This window comes from Lentimicrobiaceae bacterium (assembly GCA_023227965.1).
Classification (GTDB): Bacteria; Bacteroidota; Bacteroidia; order Bacteroidales; family JALOCA01; genus JALOCA01.
This window is the reverse complement of sequence record JALOCA010000049.1, coordinates 1-19,649: the sequence shown is the minus strand read 5'-3', so window position 1 is coordinate 19,649 and position 19,649 is coordinate 1. Positions and strand designations below refer to the sequence as shown.

The 19,649-nt window shown below is 40.4% G+C and carries 16 protein-coding genes and 2 pseudogenes; 11 read left to right on the top strand and 7 right to left on the bottom strand.

Going from position 1 to position 19,649, the window contains the following annotated elements; genetic code table 11:
• Window positions 1-154 precede the first annotated feature (154 nt).
• From M0R21_12645 to M0R21_12610, 8 genes and pseudogenes are all read left to right on the top strand, one after another.
• Complete coding sequence (locus tag M0R21_12645) at window positions 155-1,729, top strand: alpha-L-fucosidase (protein MCK9618669.1); 1,575 nt, start codon at window positions 155-157, stop codon at window positions 1,727-1,729.
• A gap of 116 nt (window positions 1,730-1,845) precedes the next feature.
• On the top strand, window positions 1,846-4,257 hold the full coding sequence (locus tag M0R21_12640) for a glycoside hydrolase family 95 protein (GenBank protein MCK9618668.1): 2,412 nt from the start codon (window positions 1,846-1,848) through the stop codon (window positions 4,255-4,257).
• A gap of 287 nt (window positions 4,258-4,544) precedes the next feature.
• Window positions 4,545-6,140 carry a family 20 glycosylhydrolase gene (locus M0R21_12635; protein ID MCK9618667.1) on the top strand — a complete coding sequence of 532 codons (1,596 nt, stop codon included), beginning with the start codon at window positions 4,545-4,547 and terminating at the stop codon, window positions 6,138-6,140.
• A gap of 117 nt (window positions 6,141-6,257) precedes the next feature.
• Window positions 6,258-7,352 (top strand): hypothetical protein, encoded by a 1,095-nt coding sequence (locus M0R21_12630; protein ID MCK9618666.1) that lies wholly within the window; start codon window positions 6,258-6,260, stop codon window positions 7,350-7,352.
• 46 nt (window positions 7,353-7,398) lie between these two features.
• The gene (locus M0R21_12625) at window positions 7,399-9,465 is read left to right on the top strand and encodes a hypothetical protein (protein MCK9618665.1); all 2,067 of its coding nucleotides are present in this window, start codon (window positions 7,399-7,401) and stop codon (window positions 9,463-9,465) included.
• 155 nt (window positions 9,466-9,620) lie between these two features.
• Window positions 9,621-10,961 (top strand): sugar porter family MFS transporter, encoded by a 1,341-nt coding sequence (locus M0R21_12620; protein ID MCK9618664.1) that lies wholly within the window; start codon window positions 9,621-9,623, stop codon window positions 10,959-10,961.
• Between the two features lie 52 nt (window positions 10,962-11,013).
• A complete protein-coding gene (locus tag M0R21_12615) occupies window positions 11,014-12,264 on the top strand; it encodes a methyltransferase (protein ID MCK9618663.1) in 1,251 nt (416 codons plus the stop codon).
• A 150-nt stretch (window positions 12,265-12,414) separates the two neighbouring features.
• Window positions 12,415-13,187 (top strand): annotated as a pseudogene (locus M0R21_12610) (IS5 family transposase).
• A gap of 94 nt (window positions 13,188-13,281) precedes the next feature.
• Here the strand turns inward: M0R21_12610 and M0R21_12605 are convergent.
• From M0R21_12605 to M0R21_12580, 6 genes and pseudogenes are all read right to left on the bottom strand, one after another.
• Window positions 13,282-13,587: a hypothetical protein gene (locus M0R21_12605; protein MCK9618662.1), complete on the bottom strand. Its 306-nt coding sequence runs from the start codon at window positions 13,585-13,587 to the stop codon at window positions 13,282-13,284.
• Between the two features lie 511 nt (window positions 13,588-14,098).
• Window positions 14,099-14,320 carry a hypothetical protein gene (locus M0R21_12600; GenBank protein ID MCK9618661.1) on the bottom strand — a complete coding sequence of 74 codons (222 nt, stop codon included), beginning with the start codon at window positions 14,318-14,320 and terminating at the stop codon, window positions 14,099-14,101.
• Between the two features lie 67 nt (window positions 14,321-14,387).
• Window positions 14,388-14,633 (bottom strand): hypothetical protein, encoded by a 246-nt coding sequence (locus M0R21_12595; GenBank protein ID MCK9618660.1) that lies wholly within the window; start codon window positions 14,631-14,633, stop codon window positions 14,388-14,390.
• A complete protein-coding gene (radC, locus tag M0R21_12590; protein ID MCK9618659.1) occupies window positions 14,617-15,327 on the bottom strand; it encodes a DNA repair protein RadC in 711 nt (236 codons plus the stop codon). Before radC ends, M0R21_12595 begins: the two co-directional genes overlap by 17 nt.
• 322 nt (window positions 15,328-15,649) lie before the next feature.
• Window positions 15,650-15,820, bottom strand: a complete 171-nt coding sequence (locus tag M0R21_12585; protein ID MCK9618658.1) for a hypothetical protein — start codon at window positions 15,818-15,820, stop codon at window positions 15,650-15,652.
• 456 nt (window positions 15,821-16,276) lie between these two features.
• Window positions 16,277-16,537 (bottom strand): annotated as a pseudogene (locus M0R21_12580) (AbiEi antitoxin N-terminal domain-containing protein).
• Between the two features lie 91 nt (window positions 16,538-16,628).
• Here M0R21_12580 and M0R21_12575 point away from each other — a divergent pair.
• From M0R21_12575 to M0R21_12565, 3 genes are read left to right on the top strand one after another with little or no spacing between them, the layout of a single operon-like run.
• On the top strand, window positions 16,629-17,585 hold the full coding sequence (locus M0R21_12575; GenBank protein MCK9618657.1) for a hypothetical protein: 957 nt from the start codon (window positions 16,629-16,631) through the stop codon (window positions 17,583-17,585).
• A complete protein-coding gene (locus M0R21_12570) occupies window positions 17,579-18,358 on the top strand; it encodes a hypothetical protein (GenBank protein MCK9618656.1) in 780 nt (259 codons plus the stop codon). The genes M0R21_12575 and M0R21_12570 overlap by 7 nt, the downstream gene beginning before the upstream one ends.
• A 1-nt stretch (window position 18,359) precedes the next feature.
• On the top strand, window positions 18,360-19,121 hold the full coding sequence (locus tag M0R21_12565) for a metallophosphoesterase (GenBank protein ID MCK9618655.1): 762 nt from the start codon (window positions 18,360-18,362) through the stop codon (window positions 19,119-19,121).
• 183 nt (window positions 19,122-19,304) lie between these two features.
• Here M0R21_12565 and M0R21_12560 read toward each other — a convergent pair.
• Window positions 19,305-19,649 (bottom strand): virulence RhuM family protein (locus M0R21_12560; GenBank protein ID MCK9618654.1); only part of this gene is annotated, 345 nt, incomplete at its 5' end.

The window sequence follows — 19,649 nt, the reverse complement described above, 5'->3', positions numbered from 1 at the left end:
ATAAAATCAAGAAATACGTAATATATCAAGAAAAACAAGAACGATTAGAAGAGCAACAGCAGCTCGACTTTGGGCCCTTATAGGGCCTTAAACTAAGTCCACCTTCTTAGAGGGTGGATTCTTTAATCATTTTGCCCCCAATACCTGGACAGGATTGGGACAAGACGACAATTCATTACCATTGTCAAGGATAAATCCTGCAAAACTCAATACTGACCAGTGGTGTCGGGTTGCTAAATCCTGGGGAGCGAAAATGATCGTTTTTGTTGCCAAGCATACCGGAGGTTTTTGCTGGTGGCAAACCACCACAACCGATTATGGGGCAAGGAATATCCCCTGGAAAAATGGAAAAGGAGATGTGCTGGCAGAGTTGTCAAAATCGTGCGATAAATATGGATTAGACCTGGGCGTTTACATCTATCCCGGAGACAAAACCTGGGGTGCAGGGTTGGGAAGCGGCGGGCGGACCAAAGACCCGGCCAAACAGGAAGCCTACAAAAAAGTATTCAGGCAGCAGCTGACCGAGGTATTATCAAAATATAAACACATGAAAGAGGTCTGGTTCGACGGCAGTTGTGTGATCGACATATCGGATATTTTGAAAAAATATGCCAGTGATGCCGTCATCTTCCAGGGGCCACAGGCAACCATCCGCTGGGTAGGAAACGAAAGGGGAATAGCCCCTTATCCCAACTGGTACACAGTCAAACAGTCCGACCTTAAAACAGGAACTTCCCATGCCTTACATTCTGATTCCAATGGGGATGCCTATGCGCCGGTTGAGGTAGATGTACCTTTTCTGATGAATCAAAAAACGCATAGGTGGTTCTGGGCGCCCAACACCGATGACATGATAACGAGCGTCCCGGATTTAATGGACATCTACAACAAATCTGTTGGCAGGGGTGCTGTATTATTGTTGAATTCAACACCTGATACGACAGGACTTATCCCGGAATCACATGTGGCACGTTATAAGGAATTCGGCAAAGAAATCGCCCGAAGGTTTGGCAAACCCGTGGCATCAGGTTCAGGACAGGGTGATGTGCTGGAAATAGACCTGAAAAAACCTGTAATGATCAATAGTGCGGTGATACAGGAAGACATTTCGCAGGGACAGCGGGTGCGAAAATTTATACTTGAAGGGTATTCCAACGATAAATGGATAACAATTAAAGAAGGCACATCGGTGGGCAGCAAAAGGAGCGAGGAGTTTCCATCAATCAGCATTTCCAAAGTCAGGCTCCGGATTACCGAAGCCATTGCTACACCGGTTATTCAGAATTTTGCTTTATTCAATATCGAACAATCCCGGCAAGGCTCGAATCCTGAATTTTCGGGATCGAAAAATACAGCAGAAACCTTAGGCGGCTGGGACAACAAGACCTTCACCACAGACTGGCAGGATTTCAGCCTTGACCTGACCCCGTACCTGGTGGAAAAAGTGGGGCAGTTTGAGTTAAAGTTTCAATTGATCACCCACGACAGGGACTTTGAAAAAGCTGGATCCGGTGGGTACGGACTTGAATTTAAAGACTGGAAAGTTGATATGGATGGAGCTGCCAATCCTGAAACCATCAAAAAAACAGGAGATGGGATATTTCTGATCAATAACTCCCAGCATATCACCAAAGAGACTACAACTAAAGTTATTTTCAAAACACAAATACGAACCAAACAGGGAAGGTCAGTCGGGACTATTGAATTGAAGATGATTGGTTTTGAGTAAATCTTAATTGCCATTATTATACAAAAATTGAATATGCTGTGAAATTTTTAATTAAATACTGGTTTAAAATTCAGATTAGATATTAGCTTAATTAGCCCTATTAAAAATATGAAGAAATGAAAAAAAATATTATTCTGTGTATTTGGTGTTTATTTATGGTCAGTTGTAGCGATTCACCTCTTAAGAAAAAGTACGTTTTGTGGTTTTCAGAACCGGGAACAAAATGGGAAGAGGCTATCCCCATTGGAAACGGCCGTCTGGGGGCAATGGTACAAGGGGGCACTAAGCAAGATATCTGGAGCCTGAATGAAGAGACACTTTGGTCTGGTTATCCTCAGGACAAGCAGAACTATGATGCTATTAAATACCTTCCGGAAATCCGGTCTTTACTCAATAAGCGAAAAACTAAGGAAGCAGAAAAATTAATAGATGCCCATATGCTGGGCCCGTGGAATGAATGCTACCAACCTGTTGGCGATCTGATATTGGATTTTGATCACCCTCAGAAAATATCCGGTTACAGACGGGAACTAAACATGGACAATGGTTTGGTGGAAATCACCTATCAGGCTGGAGATGTCACCTATACCCGCGAAATTTTTTCCTCGTACCCTGACAATACATTGGTGGCCCGTATCAAAGCATCCCGAAAGGGAGCATTGAACTTCTCCGTTTCGCTCAACAGTCAGCTCCCCTGTAAGGTTTCGGCTTCCGGTAATGACCTTACACTTGAAGGAAGAGCGCCCAGTCATGCATATCCTCATTATCTCAATTCTTCACTGAAGAATGAATTTGAATTGGGCAAAGGAATGCGTTTTCAGGTTCTGTCCCGTATATTGCCTTCGGGAGGACAAATAACCTATGGCAAGGGCTCAATGACCGTGAAAGGTGCTGATGAGGTGGTCATCATGTTGGCGATTCAGACCAGTTATAACGGTTTCGACAAAGATCCTTATACAGAAGGTAAAGACTACAAGGTTCACTGCTCAGACGATATCGATAAAGCCGTTAAAAAGGGGTTTGATCAATTGAAAAATGCTCATGTTAAAGATTATGTAAATCTTTTTGGTCGGATGGATATCGATTTGGGGACTGACAGTGCTACTATACAACCGATGCAGGAACGGATTAAAAACTATCAGGCAGGAAAGGATCCCAATCTGGCAGCACTCTATTTTCAATTTGGAAGGTACTTGCTCATCTCGTCTTCCCGTCCGGGAACAAAAGCGGCAACGCTTCAGGGCATCTGGAACAAAGATGTGCGACCGGCGTGGAGCTCCAACTATACTCTCAATTGTAATGTTGAGCTGAACTATTGGCCGGTTAACCTGACCAATCTGGCCGAGTGTCATCTGCCATTGATCGATTTAGTGAAAGATCTTTCCGTAGACGGAGCCAGGACCGCTAAAAATATCTATGGGGCACGGGGATGGATGGCTCACCATAATGCAGATCTGTGGCGCACTACTTCTCCAGTTGGCGGTACCGGACTCTGGTCCATTTATCAGGTTGGCGGTGCTTGGCTTACTCAACATTTATGGGAACAGTATCTTTTTACTCTGGATAAAGCTTATCTTGCCGATGTATGGCCAACGATGAAAGGTGCTGCGCTATATTTCGTGGATGCCCTTCAAAAAGATCCAAAAACTGGCTGGCTGGTGACTAATCCCTCTGAGTCGTTCGAAAATCAATATGTGCGGCCCGATGGTGTTGTCGGATGGGCTTGTGTGGGATCCACGCAGGATATGCAGATTATCAGAAGCCTTTTCAACTATTGCATCGAGGCATCCAAGATATTGGGAATAGACAAAGAGTTTGCCGATCAACTATCCACCATGTTACCTCAGTTGCCTCCGATGTTAATTGACCCTGTGACTGGACAAATACAGGAGTGGTTAGACCCATGGCAAGCGGTAAACCCGTTGAATGGGCAAGTAGCCCAAGGCTGGGGATTGGCACCCGGTCACCTGATCTCGCTGCGAAAAACTCCCGAACTGGCTGAAGCTTTCCGTAAAACAATCGAGTTTCGCAAACCCGGTGAATCCTCCAACTCAGGATCGTGGACAGGAGCTTTTTCGGCAAATTTTCAGGCCAGACTCGAAGACGGAGCGAATCTTCAAAAAGTGATTGACCGGCACTTTAAGCTGGCTCTCTTCCCAAACTTTGCCAGCAAATTTTTCGAAAAATACTGGGAGATCGATGGCAATCTGGGCATCACGGCTGCCATTGGGGAAATGATGCTACAAAGTCACAACTGTGAAGTACATCTATTGCCGGCTCTCTCCCCTGCGTATCCGACAGGCAGTGTAAGAGGGCTCTGTGCACGGGGTAATTTCGAAGTGAACATTGTTTGGGAAAACGGAGTACTCATAAATGCTGAAATTCTTTCGAAATCAGGAGGTCACTGTACGGTTCGTTATAAGGAGAAAACTATTGAAATTTTAACTGAAAGGGGAAAAACTTATCACTTTATTACAAAGTCTAATCTTTTAAATGCAGATAAGAGAATTATCCTTATGAATGGATAACATTGAATTATTAAGTAGCCGATGGAGAAATATTTAATATAAACATGGATGAGATTATCGGAATAGACCTGACTTTTCAATTCCCGTACGGAGATAAAAAGATCATTTATGCAGATTGTATTGACAGTGTACGATTTTATCTGCCTATATATAAATGAATTACTATCAAATTCGAACCCTCTGGAGTAGACAACTATACTGAAAGCCGAGAAACAGGGATAACTTATTATTGCGGATTTGACAAATAAAATGATATAGGCATCTTTAATAAAATAAAAATTAGACAAATGCAAACAATTCAAAAGTTATTATTTGTATTGAGTTTATTGTCTTTTCTCAGTTACAATGTAAAATCGATGAACCTTAAAAATGACAAGCCCTTTCGTGGATTTATGATCGATGCGCCCCGGGGTGTCGAAACCATGGATTATTATTTCCGGCTTATCGATTTTTGCCGGAAAGAGGAATTAAATTCCATCATTTTTCGGCTAACAGACGATTCAGGATCAGCATATCTTTTTACTTCTCACCCGGAACTGAATATGTGTGAAGGGGCTTTTACCGCCAGCGAATTGAGGACATTAATAAAATATGCCCAAACCAGGGGCATCCAAATGATCCCCGAAATAGAATCCTTCGGCCATTCAAAATATATTACCCAAACAGAAAAATTTAAATTTCTGAATGATGGTCCAGCCGGAGCTGATTTTAATGCACTTTGTCCGGTTAATGGAGCTACGCTCAGTTTAATGAAAGACCTTTTTACCGAAGTTGCTGCCATTTTCCCAAGTCAGTATCTTCATATTGGGTGCGATGAGGTAAACTGGGGGGCAAGTGAGATGTCAAAACAAGCATTAGCTACCAAAAGCAGACACCAGATATGGGCCGAATATGTCAATAAACTTAATGGATGCGTGAAATCCCTTGGTAAGAAAATAATAATATGGGGAGACGTTCCAATCTACCATGAGAAGGATGTACTCGATTTGCTCAACAGGGATATTGTCATCATGGACTGGAACTATTGGGAAACGGACAAAGCGAAAATTGAAGGTGTGGCAAATACAGTCCTAAACAAGGGTTTTAAATTGATCGCCTGTCCGGCGGTAAGTTGGTGTGCCTGGGGGCCACGTGTTGGTGAACTGCAGTTTAAAAATATCAATGCCTATGCCGAGGTATATGGGAAATTGAACAACCCGAACAACCTCGGCATTATCCTCTCCAATTGGGTACCCAAACGTTACCTTCAAAACTGCCAGTGGGACACTTATACCATTGCCTCGAAAATTATTAAGAACAATGGCAATTATAACTATATGGATGCCATTCCGGCATTTGTAAAAGAGCACTTCGGCGCTAACTACGATGCAAATTGGGAAAAAATTTTCAGGACCGTTTATGAAGAAACACCCCAGGCTGGTTGTGGAAGCAATGCTAATTTAAAATTCTCCCCCTGGGCTTCAGAAAAGGACATCATGGATATTATGCTAAAAGCCAGGAAACTACCTGGTCATTTCAGTGAATTAATAAATCTTTTAACACCCTGTCGGGGTCAAGTTATCAGGAACATGGGTGATTTTGACGATTTTCTATTAACCCTCAAATTCATGGAATACAACTACAACAGGCAAAATGAGTTACTGGCCTTTATCAATTCCGGAAAGGTTGATTTGAATGCTGTTGAAACCTATCTGAAAAAAGTAGCCCGGGAAGATCAAAATCAACTTTCAAAGATATATTCGGCATGGAATTCAGGCAGACGTATTAACCCCAATGAGATTGTTAAGGATTGTATGTGGTCGTTTTATATCGCATCAGATTATTCAAAACATTTAAGTGAAAATCCCTCTGAATTCATAAAAATTCTGAAGGAAAGAAATTAATGACAGTTTTCCTTGATTCAAATAAAAACAATACTTTTTAACGGATGTGTCATTGTAAACCAGCTTTAGGCAACATCAAGAAGATTTGAAGAAATAAATTAGAACAAATTAAGGATTATGAATTCAAAAGATACCTGGTGGAATGTTGAATTGGAACAAAAGCCAGACTTTGAACAATGTATGAAACGAATATATGCCTGGTACAGTCAGGAAATGATTGACAGGGTTCCCATCCGGTTTGCTGCACATAATGCTGAATATAGCGCATCTCACTTACTAAAAGACAAGTCTTGGGCCACCTTAAAAGATCGATGGTGGGATACCGATTATCAGATTGAACTGTTCGAATATCAGTTGAAACATTCTGTATTTAATGCTGAGACCTTTCCCATTTTCTGGCCAAACCTTGGCCCTGAAGTCTATACCGCGTTTTACGGTGTTGAATTGGAATATAAAGAGGTCACTTCTTATTCTATTTCAAATCTTAAGGATTGGTCGCAGATGGATGACATTAAATTAGACTTTAACAATCCCTATTTCAGAAAGATTGAAGAAATGACTTATGCAGCTTTGGAGCGTTGCTCAGGGAAATATTTAGTAGGATACACCGACTTACATCCAGGACTTGATTGTGCAGCTGCATTTCGCGATCCACAGCAACTTTGCATTGATTTTCTGCTCGAACCCGAAGGAGTAAAAAAACTGATTGATTTGGCATCCAGAGATTTTCACCGAATTTTTGATCATTTTGATGCGATTTTAAAAAAACACAACCAGCCTTCAGTAACCTGGATGGGAATTCCATCATTTGGGAAGATGCATATTCCAAGCTGTGATTTTTCAACGATGATTTCACCTGAACAATTTGAAGAATTTATTTTGTCTGTGATTCAGAGCGAAGTGAAACCTATGACACATAATATTTTTCATTTGGATGGCAAAGGAGTTGCAAACCACGTGGATCATATCCTGGCAATGCCGGAAATTAATGCTATTCAATGGGTTCAGGGGGTTGGCGACGATTTGCCAATTTTGCAATGGGTTCCGTTTATCAGGAAAATTCAGGCTGCCGGTAAATCAATCGTGGTTGATGTTCAATTACACGAACTCGAAGATTTCATCAGTGTGATGGATCCGAAAGGCTTGCTATTGTGCATTGCCGCCGATGAAAAAATTCAGCCTGAAATTATCAAACGTATTGAGAAATGGTAACACCTGCAAATAATCATTTCGCAGTATCACTTTAAAGTAAATATCAATGAAAAAATTTACTCTTCTAAAGATTTTAACACTCGCGCTATTTGTGCAAACTTCTCTTGCACAAACACTTCCGGTTATTAAAGATGAATTAAGCAAGGCTCATGTCTTTACCAAAGGAGATTCATTGATTGTAAGTACAGGTGAGGTTGAGCGGAAATGGTTATGGACAGGAAATGGTCTTGTTACATTGCATCTTAAAGATTTAACGAACGGCAGAATATATGCCAATTCGCAAAAAAAAATAAAATGCGATTGGAATCTTCAAAAGGGAGACAGTGTTCCATCAGTTGCAAGCCTTATATCCCTGACTGCTAAAGTGAAAGATGATAATGGGTTTTCAAATAAGTATCTCGAAGTTGTTACCCATGTCAAGTACGAATCTTTAAAACTTGAAGTACAGCATGTAATATGGGTTTATCCAGGAGCGTCAGGTATCCGTACCCAGTTGAAAATTAAAGCAATGCCGGGCTTCCAACCTGAATGTTTTCCTAAGCCGGATACTGTAAAAAAATACTTCGGCAGTACACAACCTGTACCAGGCGCTAGAACAGAGTTTTTACCTTTGAATTTATCGGTAAAAAATTCGAGACGATATTGGGGATATTATAACGATCCCGGCAACCGGCACGACCAAAGCATGGATATGCTTAAAGAGGAGGTTGTTAAAGGCTATCCAGTTTTCCAAAATGAGGTTATTGACTGGGCAAGTGGTATTGGAGTGGAGTATGGGAATGAAGGAGTATGTATAGTTAAAGAGTCACATAAATGTGTGAACCAGCAGGGGCATAATACGGGTTCTTTTTATTCAGATCCAGGTGGATTGTCAGTTACCGGGTTGGGTTTACTTTCCGACGAAATAGTTGCGGATCGATTCCGGGAATGCTGGGCTAACTGGACACTTGTATATGCCGGTGGTAATGACGGAATGCAACTGTCCATTAAAAGGTTCGACAGGGCCCGGTATCCGGTTTTCCCGGAACGAGACGCATTGATCATTAACGATACCTGGGGGCCGGCAAACCCGGGTGGAGCACAGTTTGCAAAACAAAACTACTTATTGAAGGAAATCCCTGAACTTGTCGATCTGGGAATTGAAGTATTGCGTATTGACGATGGTTGGCAAATTGATCCATGGAAGAAAAGTGAAGTTTTCCGTCCTAGTTATCCTGATGGATGGACAACTATAAGCAATGCTTGCCAAAAATATGGGATTAAGATGGGACTTTGGGTTGCAATCCAAAGGGCTAAACAGGCCGACTTGATCAAGAATCTTGATGAAGCCAAAGTTGTGACCTGGAAAGTTGATTTTGATCATTTGAATAATCGCAGCGCCTTCGAAAACAGGTTTGCGGGTATTAGGGACATAATGAAACATTCGTGGATGAAAACCCAGTTTTCATTTTGTCCCGAATACGATGATCCACGTTATGGATGGTATTTAGGCAAAGAATATGGCAGCATTTACTTCCAGAACATTCAGGAAGCATTGCCTGAACATTTGACTATGGTCCCTTACCATGTGCTTCGCCAGCATTGGCTAATGTCAAAATATTTTAACGGGAACAAACTTCAGGTGTTACTGCAAAATCCCAAACGCACCAATAGAGAACGCAGCGATGCCTACCAACACAGCCATTCGTATTGTTTTGCAATGGGGTTACCTTTTATTCCCGTCTTTTTTCAGAGTGCACAGTTTTTAGACATGGAAGGAAGAAAGGAACTAAAGCAGCTTATTGCATTGTATAAGGAGCATAGACTTCGCATGTTCAACTGCTACAGTTTTCCTGTCGGTGATATTCCGTCGAATGATAGTTGGTCAGGATTTCAATTTATTGATGAGTACATGAACAATGGTTATCTTTTATTATTCAGGGAATTGCATAACAAAGAGCCACGAAAGGAAATTGCACTGAAGTTTCTAACGAATAAAAACATCATGATAACTAACCTTGAGAGCAGAAATACTTTGGAGCAAAAAATATCTGAAAATGGATCTGCAATTTTTTCGATCAACGAACCTGCATCCTATTTATTTTTGCAATATTCCGTTGCCAGAGAAAAGTAAAACAACAGCAGAAATGATAACCTCTTTGTAATTTGCGAGACAATGAAATACAACTTATCTACAGATGTAATAGCCATGATTGAGAAATCACAAACCGAAAATATAAATATCGTCATGGCTATTCAATGCGACCTTTAAAAACAAATTATATACGCATGCAAGAAATAGCTAAATCAACTTACCTTTATTTCATATGCCTTATAGCCACCATGGGAGGCCTCATGTTTGGTTTCGATATTGCTATCATTTCAGGAGCAGTTCCGTTTATTCAACCCTATTTTGGCTGGGACGAACTGCAGTTGGGATGGGGAGTCAGCTCTCTCCTGGTAGGGGCAATTGTCGGGGCATTTGGCTCCGGAGTCCTCACTGACAAATACGGGCGAAAAAAGATACTTATAGTTGTAGCACTGTTTTTTGCATTTTCATGTGCAGCCACAGCTGTTGCAACTTCATCGGTTTTCTTTATTCTGGCGCGCCTCACGGGAGGATTAGCGGTGGGAGCGGCATCCGTCCTTTCACCCATGTATGTGGCCGAAGTGGCGCCGGCGAAAAATCGTGGAACACTCGTGGCAATTTATCAGCTTACAATTGTGCTTGGGATACTTATTTCATATACAATTAATTATACGCTTCACGATTTGGAGAATAACTGGCGATGGATGTTTGCCTCAGGGGTGATCCCTTCCGTGGTGTTTTTTATTGGTCTGTTTTTTATTCCGGAAAGTCCACGATGGCTCTATAAAGCTGGCCGGAAAAGGGAAGCTTTGGTTGTTCTGACAAGAATAGGAGGCAGTGAGATGGCCAATTCGGAAATATCCGAAATTGCCGAATCGCTCAAAGTCAATACAACTTCAGCAACCATTGCAGAATTGTTCAAACCCTCTTCACGAAAAGTGATTGCTTTTGGATTTGTGCTGGCTGTTTTTGTTCAGATCAGCGGAATTAACACAATTGTAGATTATGCACCAAAGATATTACTGGCAGCCGGAGTCAAAATTGAAAATGCCTTACTTCAAACCTCCCTGATTGGATTAATTAACGGTCTGTTCACCCTTGTCGCTATTTTCCTGATCGATAAAGCAGGCCGGCGAATGCTCTATCTGGTTGGTTCCTTGGGGATGACGGTTACCCTTTTGCTTCTGGCATTGTCGTTCTATCTCGAACTAAGCGGTATTTTTACGCTGATTTGCATTTTGTTGTTTATCGCTTTTTTCGCTTCATGCATCGGTCCCGCTTTCTGGACGCTGGTTTCTGAGATATTTCCCAATAGAATAAGAGGAAAAGCAATAGCTTTTGCCTCGTTTACGCAATGGATCTTTAACTTCTTTGTAGTACTACTTTTCCCCCATTTTCTTGCTTCAGTAGGTGGTGCAGCAACTTTCCTATTTCTGGCGCTAATGGCTTTTCTTCAATGGCTGTTCACCTATTTGTATCTGCCAGAAACAAAGGGAAAGACTCTGGAGGAAATTGAAAAACTCTGGGAAACGAAAAAATAGCACAGTAAATTTTTAATTGACAGATTATTATCAAAAGAATTAAATTAGAAATATGACATCAAAGGAAAGATTACAAACAGTTTTAAACCATAAACAAGCCGACAAAATCGTGGTCGATTTTGGAAGTACACCAACAACTGGAATTCACGTACTTGCAATTGAAAACCTGCGTCGATATTATGGTTTGGAAAAGAAACCTGTTAAAGTGATAGAACCCTTTCAAATGCTGGGAGAGGTGGAGGCTGATTTACAGGATGTATTGGGAATTGATGTAATAGGGATTAGTCCACAGAACAATATGTTTGGTTTTGCAAACGAGGATTGGAAGGAGTTTAGAACTTTTTGGGGGCAAACCGTTTTGGTTCCCGGCAAGTTTAATACTTCCTATGATCGTGATGGTAGTCTATTACTCTATCCCCAAGGAAATACGATCGTTCCTCCTAGTGGGCGAATGCCTGAATCAAGTTATTTTTTCGATGCCATCATTCGTCAGCAACCTATTGATGACAATGCTCTCAACCCTGACGATAACCTGGAAGAATTCGGATTTGTGTCTGAGTCCGATCTTGTATACTGGGATCAACAAGTTAAAGAAGCGTCGAAAACGGGAAAAGGTATAATTGCCAATTTTGGAGGTACTGCAGTAGGTGATATTGGTCTAGTACCTGGAACCGGCTTACTTCAATCCAAAGGCATCCGCGATGTAGCCGAATGGTATATGTCTATCATGATGAGGAGAGAATATGTTATGGAGGTTTTTGAAAAGCAAACAGATATAGCAGTGAGAAATCTGAGTAAAATTTTTCATGTTGTTGGAAATGCTGTAGATGCCGTGTTTATTTGCGGCAATGATTTTGGCACCCAAAATTCCCAGTTTTGCTCTAAAGAGGACTTTGAAGAGGTATATGCACCATTCTATCGTAAAATGAATGACTGGATACATGCCAACACCCAATGGAAAACTTTCAAGCATTCCTGCGGGGCAGTAGAACCTTTAATCGATAACCTAATTGGAGCGGGATTCGACATACTGAATCCAGTGCAATTCAACGCTACAGGGATGGATTCTAAAAATTTGAAAAAAAAATATGGTGATCGCCTGGTATTCTGGGGAGGAGGAGTTGATACTCAAAAAGTTTTAGCCTTTGGGACACCTGATGATGTAAAGAAACAAGTGAATGAACAGTGTAATATATTGGGAAAGAATGGAGGATTCGTATTTAACACCGTTCATAATATACAGGCCAATGTACCAGTTGAAAACCTTGCGGCCATGATAGATACATTGAAAAATGAAAATTAACCTTCTCGTTATTAGTGTATTGTTTGTATTTTTCTTTCAAAAAGCTCAGAGACTGTTTAAATTTATAAAATAACAATATAAAACATTGACTATCAGTAGTTTAATTGAATAATATTCATTAACTTAATGGTTTACAAACTGTTAAGACACATGAAACACTATTCATCAGACATTACTGATAGCCAATGGATGCTATTACAAGGCATTTTAAGAGATAGCCGCAAAAGAGAACATTCTTTGGGAGATATTTTCAATGCGATCTTTTATTTGCTTAAAAACAGGCTGCCAATGGCGTATGTTGCCAGGCTGTTTTCCAAAATGGGAGTTAGTTTATTACTATTTTACCAAATGGAAGAACACCGGTGTCATCGAACAAATACATGAGTTGTTACGTGACAAAATACGCAAAAAAGCGGGGAAAGAAATCTCTCCTGGTTTGGCTCTCATTGATAGCCAGTCTGTTAAGACAACAAGGCTAGGTGGTAAAAACAGAGGAGATTGACGGTGGTAAAATGATCAAAGGACGCAAACGCCACATCATTACTGATACGATGATGGGCTTGCTTCTTGCAGTTATTGTACATGCTGCAAACGTGCAAGACAGCAAAGGTGCAACTGATGTGATTGCCCTGTTGAAAGGTAGGTTCGAAAGATTAGTCAAGATCGTTGCTGATGGAGGTTATCGTGGTGAACTCATTGAGAAGACCAAAATAGCATTCGGCTGGATACTTGAAATTGTCTTACGGCCAGACCATTCGAGCAAATTTGTCGTGACACCCCAAAGATGGGTTGTCGAAAGAACGTTTGCCTGGTTTGAAAGTTATCGAAGACTTAGTAAAGACTTTGAATATCTTATAGATACAAGCGAGGCAATGATTCAATTTGCAATGATCAAATTAATGCTTAACAGAATTCAAAAATAAAATTTAAACAGTCTCTGAGTGTAACAGCTTATTTCTCAGATGGGGTTAAAATGGCGACCATAAAAAAACCTTGCTCGGCAAGGCTCTTTTTGCCTTAGAAAGGAAGATCGTCTCCGGTGACCGGCTCCATAATTTCTTTTTGTTTTCTTGGTGCTTTTGCATCGGGTGATTTGGCAGGCTTTTCTGTTTTTTCTTCTTCTGCCTGAGATACATAAACTGTGTAATCTCTTCCGAATTCGTCGGCTTGTTTCATTTTTGCTACTTCGAAGGCGACATATTTGGTGCCCTTATATTCGAAGGCAAATTTTTGAAGATCCTCGAGTTTGCAGGTAACTCTTACGATTGATAATCCGGCGACTTGTTTTCCTTTTCCAATGTAGTTTTTTACGAAAGTTTTCATGATAATAAATTTTTAGTTTTAAAATTATATGCAAGAAATCAGTGAAGCTCGGGAGGGGCAGTCAAGGAGGAACTGGAATAACGGAGGGTAGAGAGTATATGCCGGGAAAATCCTTGAATGAGGGGACCGGTACGTGAAGGGATGCACTTTCTTCGTGTATAATTTAAACCAAAATATATCATGGGGGCCAAACTGTAAAAACCAGTTGGATAGGAGCCAGGAAGGGTTAGCAAGTGAAAAAAACGGTAAATGAGCTGAATAAATTTGCTTTTTGAAGGGAAGTATGTTGCCTTTGGGGCAGCTAAAATGGCTGAGAACTTGAAGGGCTTTACCAGTGTATTAGGGCAGAGGAAGGAAATGCCGATAAGATAAATAACCCTGCAAAAGGAGCATGTACAAAAAATTGAAGCTGGTCAGGGATCTTCCGGATAAGGGAAATCGAAGTTGAGTAAGGGTTTAATTTGGGGAGTTAAAATTTAACGAACAAAAAAGGGGAAAATTCCCCTTTAATTTAGTAAGCATAAGGATTTCCACTGCCTGCATAGACCTCTTCATCGGCTACCGAAGAGAGAAACTGACGAAACGGTGCGTCTCCACAACTTGTGCAAAACACCTCTCCCGAGGACGGCCAGTAATAAATGGTGCTGCCCTTTGGGATTCTGATTTTGCATTTGCAGCATTTGGATGAGAATTTGGCACTGATCTGCCGGGGATCTTTTGAATAACGGGTCATAATTGTTTTGCCGATGCCTTTCGGACTTTTGATGGCTTCAAGCGCGCCGATTGAAAAAAATCAAATCTTATTTCCTGATCCAAACACCTTTGTCGTTGCTAAAATCCAGAAATGAATAGAAAGCTACTTTAGGTTTCTTTTTGTGGCGAGGGTCATTCTGCAGAACTTTGAAACCTTTGTTGGTTTCTGATACCACCGTACAAGTGATTTCCGGATAGAATTTGTGTACATGCTCAGACATAGTTTTTTTGCCCATGCCCTTGGGTCTTGTTGTGGCATCTGGCACGCCGGTGAATTTATAATAAGCCTTCATCAGCAAAGCTGAAATATCCAGATTGGGTGACAATCAAATGATCTATGACCGGGATATCCATTATGGCAGCAGCCTCTTTAAGCTGACGTGTTATTCTCTTGTCAGCTTCACTTGGATCCAAATTTCCAGAAGGATGATTATGGCAGAAGATTAAAGATGTGGCATGCTTCTCAAGTGCAGATTTCAATACCAATCGCACATCGATTACGGTACCAGTCATTCCTCCCTGACTCAGTTTTTGCTTGTCAATTACTTTGTTCTGACGATTGAGATACAACACCCAAAACTCTTCGTACGGAAGATCACCTATCTCAGGTCGCAGGTAATTAGCTGCATCTCTGCTTCCTTTTATTTGAGCGTTATCTAAGGCCTCTGACTGATTTCTTCGCCTGCCCAATTCCATACAAGCAACCAAAATACTTGCTTTTGCTGATCCCATTCCCGGAAATTTCGACAGCTCATAAGTTGAAAGTTTAGCAAGGGCATTAAGGTTGAAATTTACAGAGTGAAGTATTTGAGTGGCAAGCGAAACGGATACTTCTGCCGTATTACCTGATGATAACAATATGGAGACTAATTCACTGTCAGTGATAGCAGCCAGTCCTCTGCTAAGCATTTTGTTTCGAGGTCTGTCTTCAACCGATAATAAAATGGAATCACTTGTGTAAAATTTCATGCGAGAATTTTGTTTCATTGATTTTCACCGCTGCCTTACGGATTTATTTGGGCTTCTGGCTCGCCGTTACAGTTAAATTAAAAGCAGAGCATATTGAGCCGGTCGGATTAGGTCAATGGGTGAATGTCTGTTTGTGAAGGATTGATCAAACTGACCTGAACGCGAAAGCGACTGGAGGATCTATCGCTTGGAAATGATTGGAGGGATCCGCAAGGCCCTTTACTGTTCCGATCGGCGATCAATAACTTTGCGGGGTAATTTGAGTGTAACTGCTACTTTCTAAAACATAGCAAGCAAGTAACATCGACCAAAAAAAAGCCCCGTAAGGAGCTTTTGTATGTTAGTTTGAAGCAGATTCTTCTCTGTCTTCTGTAAGTTTCCAGGATGCGTATTCCTGATTTTCTTCTTCCCAAACCTGAAGGCTTTTGGAATCGGTAGTTCTGTCTTGTGTGAAGTAGAAACGGGCGTTTTGTTCATTTTTTGCTGCGGCTGATCTGGTTAAAATTTTCATGACAAGTAATTTAAAGGTTAAAAATTATATGCAAGAAACCAGTGGAGATTGGGAGGGGCAGTCAAAGAGGAACTGGAATAACGCAACACAGCGAGTATATGCCGGGAAAATCCTTGAATGAGGGGACCGGTACGTGAAGAGATATACTTTCTTAGCGTAGAATTTTACCTGATACTTTTCTTGGAAATCCAGGTCAGCCTCAGGAATGACTCAAAACCGAGAATCTATTTCGGCACGGATTACCGATGAGCTTACCAATAAGGTTAGTTGAAAAGACGGATATGAATACTACGGAAGGATAATTACTGAGAAGAATCGAGATCCCACCAGAGGAGAAAAAGTGATACGGGGCTTTTAGGGAGATAAGTTAGAATTGCAACCATGAAGCTATTCTAAAAGATTTTTGGGTTTTAAAACGCGGATCGAGGGTCTGCAAACATTGGGATTAAGTGGGGTTCAATTGGTTAAAGGTGGATCGAAGGCATAGAATTTTTTATTCATTTGGGTGTTGTAACTGGATATTGCCATATAAGGAGACAGTTTATCTCCCGTTCTATACATGACTCCTTTAGATAGCAAGGAGAACCAGCCTGATTTCCGGTATTACTGCATTAATTGGTCGGAATATCCATTTTTCTTCAACCAGGAAGAAAAGAAAAGCCCTCCGGATTGCCAATGTTGCAACAGTTGGTTTAATTTATTCCCTTTTATTTGCACTATGAATTTGCAAATTCAATTATTATCCTTATTTTTGCACCATTATCATTGTTGTTGATAATGGTGCAATTTATTGTGATATTATTTGATTATGAGTAATGTAATTTCAATTTTAGGCATTCAGACAGAATTAATCCCGATGCAACGTGACAAGCTTCGAGGGATTAATGCTGATATGTTTTTGAGGTTTTCCTTTTATACGATGGAGTTCAACAATCAGTCGTTGTGTGTAATTCAAGCGAAAAATGGACAACAATCCTTAACACCCCTGAAATATAAACAGATTACCAAACAGGCTGAAATTTTGGTGGGTATGCCGGTAGTTGTCATATTGGATTCATTAACCTATTACGAACGGGAACGTCTGATAAGCCAAGGTGTTTATTTTATTATCTCAGATAAATATGCATTCTTACCTTCATTGATTGTGAATGTTCAAGCAAAAAAGAAGGAAAAGAACCCTGCAAAATTAACCCCTGCAGCACAATATCTGTTATTATATTATCTTCTGTCAGAAAAACCAAAAGAAGAATATACGATCAAAGATTTTGAGCAAATCATGCCATATAACTATGTAGCTTTGGCACGTGCCGTTGCTAACCTTGAAGATTGTAAGTTGTGTAGCACAGAAATAAAAGATAACACTGGAATTAAGCATATACGATTTGGCGGTTATAAACGGGAACTCTGGGCGAAAGCACAAAACTATTTGTCATCGCCAGTAAAGAAGGTTTTGTATTGTGATGCCATACCTGAAGGAAATTTCAATATTAGTGGAGTAAATGCTTTGTCGCAATATTCACATTTGAACTCCGAACAATTTGAAACACGAGCAATATGGGACAAACAGTTCAATCTGCCTGGAACTCAATTTAATGAGGTAGAAGGTTTGTATAAAATCGAAATATGGAAATATCCAACCACTATGCCTTCTTTTTCGAATCATATTGTCGTCGATAAACTTTCGTTGTATTTGTCCATGAAAGATGAGCCGGATGCCCGGATTGAAAAAGAACTAGAAATAATGATAGAAGAAATGAAATGGTAAAAGGATTAGAGAAATTTAAAGAACACTTCGCCGGATTTGAAGACAACTACGTTATTATCGGTGGAACAGCTTGTGATGTTACTTTGCAAAATACTGATATGCGTCCGCATGCAACGGACGATATCGATATGATATTGGTTATTGAAAAAATGACAGCGGAATTTGGGCAACGTTTTTGGGAATTTATTGCTTTAGGCGAATACAAAACTCGTCAGAGAAAACGAGGGGATAAAGAGCCTGCAACCGAGTTGTTTCGCTTTATCAACCCCAAAGAAGGCTTTCCTGTACAAATAGAGTTATTATCGCGATATCCTGATGTATTAGGAGAACCAACAGGATTTCATTTAACGCCTATACCCGTTGGAGAAAAGATTCCAAGCCTTTCAGCAATCTTGCTGGACGAAGAATATTATTATCATACCATTGGCAGCAGTGTTATTGAGGACGGTATTCGTATTGCAAATCCGTTATCCCTTCTTTGTTTGAAGGTAAAAGCATTTTTAAATCTAACGGAAGAAAAGAAAACTAATTCTGACGTTCGAAGCGGTGATATCAAAAAGCATAGGGATGACGTTTTTAAATTGTTGGCCATGCGTATTGATCCGCTTACACCCATTGAATTATCGGACACAAGGAAAGGTGAATTGAGTATTTTTGTTGAAATTATGGAAAAGTCCTTGCCTAATCAATCTTTGCGTGATAGCTTGCAGCGTACCGATGATGATATTCGGGGATTTCTTGGGATTATGAAAGAGATATTTGGAATTGAATAAAATGAAAATTCAATACGCATCGGATTTACATCTGGAATTTTCAGATAACTACAGTTATTTGAAACGGAATCCAATGAAACCCGTAGGAGATATCCTTGTTCTTGCGGGTGATATTGGCTATTTGAACGATGACACTTACAGCAAGCATCCGTTCTGGGATTGGGCTTCGGACAATTACCGGCAAGTGATTGTTGCTGTTGGCAACCACGAACTATATAAGTATTACGATTTGGCAAAAATGCCCCAAGGCTTAGTGTGTTCGATTCGAGATAATGTGAAATGCTATTATGATGCAGTCGTTCGGGTGGAAAATGTTGATTTTATTATTTCAACCCTATGGGCGAAAATCCCGTTGGAAGAAGCTTACTTAACCGAACGTGGCATTAGTGATTTCCAACGAATTTTATACAACGGCGAAACATTGACATGGGATAATTTCAATCGAGAACACGAGAAATGTTTCCGTTTCATTCAGAACGAAGTATCTAAAAGTACTGCAGAACATATTGTTGTTGTAACACATCATGTTCCATCTTTTCAATTGACATCACCCGATTTTACCCGAAGTAAATTAAATGGAGCTTTTACAGTTGAATTGGCTCCATATATTGAAACCAGTCCAATTGAGTACTGGATTTATGGGCATTCACACAGAAATATTGACAAAATTACAGGGAAAACCCAATGTGTGAGCAACCAGTTGGGATATGTTTTTCACAATGAACATCTTTCATTTGATTTAGAAAAAATAATTGAATTGTGAAATCAAGGCATAAGCCAAGAGTCTAATTTGGGAGCAAAAGTGCACTGGAGACTGGGAGTTAGCGAACAAAAAAAGTGGAGGCTTATAATATAATGTCGTATTTATTTAGTTTAAATGGCATAAAATGAGTACACATATCTCATTATGAGATATGTTAGCAGGGGTCTCGCAAAATATCCGCAATCAGTTTAGGTGAATAATTGAATGAAGATTTTCCATGGGATTATACGTGATTAAAACTTCGCCAACATGGATATTTTTGTCATCCCTTGTATATTCGCAAAGAGCATTCATTACCCACTGTCTAAATGCTCTGGCTTCAAACGAGGCAATGCGGTAACAGACCAATATCAACGCTTCGAGATTGTAAAGCGTCGTTGTACATGGTTTTCCGTTCCGTTCAAACGAATGAACACTGGTAACGTCTTCTTTGTTCGATATGCCGGATTTGAAAATAGCACTCAGGTTATTTCCAACCATACTGACAGGCACGTTAAACAGGTCCGCAATTTCGTGTTTGGTAAGCCA